The 3167-nt window shown below is 63.7% G+C and carries 6 protein-coding genes; all 6 read right to left on the bottom strand.

From position 1 onward, the window contains the following. The coding region (secY, locus tag AC1DQP_RS18620) for a preprotein translocase subunit SecY (RefSeq protein ID WP_478052215.1) at window positions 1-1123 on the bottom strand (1123 nt) is incomplete at its 3' end. A gap of 3 nt (window positions 1124-1126) precedes the next feature. Then, entirely contained in the window at window positions 1127-1570 is a 444-nt protein-coding gene (gene rplO, locus AC1DQP_RS18625) for a 50S ribosomal protein L15 (protein WP_019186161.1), read from the bottom strand. Between the two features lie 4 nt (window positions 1571-1574). Further along, window positions 1575-1766, bottom strand: coding sequence for a 50S ribosomal protein L30 (rpmD, locus tag AC1DQP_RS18630; RefSeq protein ID WP_256776224.1), 192 nt, complete (start codon window positions 1764-1766; stop codon window positions 1575-1577). Further along, window positions 1759-2301: a 30S ribosomal protein S5 gene (rpsE, locus tag AC1DQP_RS18635; protein ID WP_448135327.1), complete on the bottom strand. Its 543-nt coding sequence runs from the start codon at window positions 2299-2301 to the stop codon at window positions 1759-1761. Before rpsE ends, rpmD begins: the two co-directional genes overlap by 8 nt. 158 nt (window positions 2302-2459) lie before the next feature. Continuing rightward, the gene (rplR, locus tag AC1DQP_RS18640; protein WP_256776223.1) at window positions 2460-2819 is read right to left on the bottom strand and encodes a 50S ribosomal protein L18; all 360 of its coding nucleotides are present in this window, start codon (window positions 2817-2819) and stop codon (window positions 2460-2462) included. A gap of 95 nt (window positions 2820-2914) precedes the next feature. Then, window positions 2915-3167 (bottom strand): 50S ribosomal protein L6 (locus AC1DQP_RS18645; protein ID WP_478052216.1); only part of this gene is annotated, 253 nt, incomplete at its 5' end.

The following is a 3167-nucleotide window of genomic DNA, read 5'->3' on the forward strand; positions in this document are numbered from 1 at the left end:
GGCGGGTCAGCACACCGTCGATGTAATCGGCGGTGGCCTTGCCCGGACGAATGCCCGGAATCAGCGCGCCCGACTTCTTCAGGTTGTCGGCGGTTTCCTGCGAGTTGAACACCAGCGCGGTATAGAAGAACGCGAAACCGGTGATCAGCGCAGCGAACACGATCATGTGCAGCGGCTCGCCCGGACCCAGCGCATTGGCAACCTTCTGCAGCCACGTGGCCGAACTGGCCTGGCCGGACCACATGGCCAGGGTCGTCGGGAACGCCAGGATGCTCGAGGCGAAGATGGCCGGGATCACGCCCGCCATGTTCAGCTTCAGCGGCAGGAACGAGGTCTGGTTCATGTACGCATTGCGACCGCCCTGGCGGCGCGCGTAGTTCACCGTGATCCGACGCTGGCCACGCTCGACGAACACCACGAAGTAGGTGAAGGCCAGCACCACCAGCACGATCAGCAGCAACGAAATGAAGCTCATGTTGCCGTCGCGGTAGGCTTCCACGGTGTGGATGACCGCGCCCGGCAGGCCGGCGACGATGCCGGCGAAGATGATCAGCGAGACGCCGTTGCCGATGCCACGCTCGGTGACCTGCTCGCCAACCCACATCAGGAAGATCGTACCGGCGGTCAGCGCGACGATGGCGGTGAGCACAAAGCCCATGCCCGGGGCGTACACGACCGGCGCGCCGCTCGGCGACAGCTGGTTCTGCAGCGCCAGCGCAATGCTGCCGCCCTGCACCACGGCCAGCAACACGGCGCCGATGCGGGAATATTGGGTGATCTTGCGACGGCCTGATTCACCTTCCTTCTGCATTGCCTTCAATGCCGGGAAGATATGGACCGCCAGCTGCATCACGATGGACGCCGAAATGTACGGCATCACGTTCAGCGCGAAAATGCTGAAACGGTGCAGGGCGCCGCCCGAGAACATGTTGAACATGTCCACGATGCCGCCGCCCTGCGCCTGCATGAGCGCAAGCATGGCATCGGGATTCACGCCCGGCACCGGCACATAACAGCCGATGCGATAGACGATCAACGCCCCGATGACGAACAGCAGACGCTGACGAAGTTCCGTGAACTTGCCGAGCCCGCCGCCGAGGTTACCAATGCCAGCTTGCGCCATGTCTTACTCCTGTACGCTGCCGCCGGCAGCTTCGATCGCGGCCTTGGCACTGGCCGTTGCAGCGACGCCCTTCAGGGTGAACGCCTTGGTCAGGTCGCCCTTCATGACGATCTTGGCACGCTTCGCGGTGCTCGGGACCAGCTTGGCAGCGCGCAGCGCGGCGAAGTCGATCTCGCCCGCTTCCAGGCGTTCCAGCTGGTAGGACAGCACTTCAGCGGTGTCCTTGGCGATCTTGGAACGGAAACCGACCTTCGGCAGACGACGCTGCATGGGGGTCTGGCCGCCTTCGAAGCCTGCCTTGATCTTGCCGCCACCCTTACGGGCAAACGAACCCTTGTGGCCGCGGCCGCAGGTCTTGCCCAGGCCGGAGCCGATACCACGACCGACGCGGGTACGCTCTTTGCGAGCGCCCGGTGCCGGGCTCAGTTCATTCAGATGCATGGTCATTGGATTATTCCTCAACCTTGACGAGGTAGTGGACCTTGTTGATCAGACCGCGAACCTGCGGGCTGTCCTTCAGTTCACGGACATCGTTGAGCTTGCTCAGACCCAGGGCACGCACCGACAGGCGGTGACGCGACTGGGCACCACGGAGGCCGCGCACCAGGCGGACCTTGACGGTCTTGACGGTTTCATTAGCCATGGTTGAGATCCTCTACCTTCTTGCCGCGCTTGGCTGCAATGCGAGCCGGCGACTGCATTTCGCCCAGGCCCTTCAACGTGGCGCGAACCAGGTTGATCGGGTTGCGCGAACCGACGGCCTTGGCCAGCACGTTCTTGACGCCAACGGCTTCCAGCACGGCGCGCATGGCACCACCGGCGATGACACCGGTACCTTCGGAGGCCGGCATCATGAACACGCGGGCTGCGCCGTGGCCGGACTTCACCGGGTGCCACAGGGTGCCGTTGTTCAGATCGACGTCGGCCAGGTTCTTGCGCGCCTGCTCCATCGACTTCTGGATGGCGACCGGCACTTCACGCGCCTTGCCGTAACCGAAACCGACCTTGCCTGCGCCGTCACCGACCACGGTCAGTGCGGTGAAGGTGAACTGGCGACCGCCCTTGACGGTCTTGCTGACGCGGTTGACCGCGACCAGCTTCTCGATCATGCCGTCGTCGACTTTCTCTTCGCGGTTACGGTCGCGATCGCGACCCCGCTGCTGACGTTCTTCTGCCATGTTGATTCCTTGATTGGTTGGGTATGTACGGCTCAGGGCCGCTTATAGCTGTGAAGTGGTGCGGTGAACCGATCGCCCTTGCAGAAGAAGGACGTCGTCCGGCGCAACCCGCGCCGGCAGGCAGGTGGGAGCAGGAGAAACCCCTGCCCCCGAATCCCTTAGAACTGCAGGCCGCCTTCGCGGGCTGCGTCGGCCAGTGCCTTGATGCGACCGTGGTAGCGGTAGCCCGAGCGGTCGAAAGCGACCTTCTCGATGCCCGCAGCCTTGGCGCGCTCGGCGACCAGCTTGCCGACCTTGGTGGCGGCGTCGCTGTTCTTGCCGTTCTTCAGGCCTTCCTTGACGTCGGCCTGGGTGGTGTTGGCAGCAGCCAGCACCTTGGAGCCATCGGCGGTGAAGACCTGGGCGTACAGGTGCTGACCGGTGCGCAGCACCGACAGACGCGGCACGCCGAGAACGCGGATGTGTGCACGGGTCGACTTGGCGCGACGCAGGCGGGCGATGTTCTTGTTGATRCTCATGATTTGAGTTCCTTGAAAGCTGAAGTGAAGCGGGCTTTTGCGTTGAGAAACCCGGCCGGYGACGGCCAGGCTCCCGTGGAAGTTCCCGCGCCTGATTAGGCCTTCTTGGCTTCCTTACGAATGATGACTTCGCCGGCGTACTTCACACCCTTGCCCTTGTAGGGCTCCGGCGGACGGAAGCCACGGATCTTGGCAGCCACTTCACCGACGCGCTGCTTGTCGGTGCCCTGGACCAGCACTTCGGTCTGGGTCGGGGTCGAGATGGTGATGCCTTCCGGCGCCACGAACAGGACCGGATGCGAGAACCCGAGCGACAGGTTCAGATCCTTGCCCTGCATGGCGGCACGG

This window comes from Stenotrophomonas sp. P5_A8 (assembly GCF_056400545.1).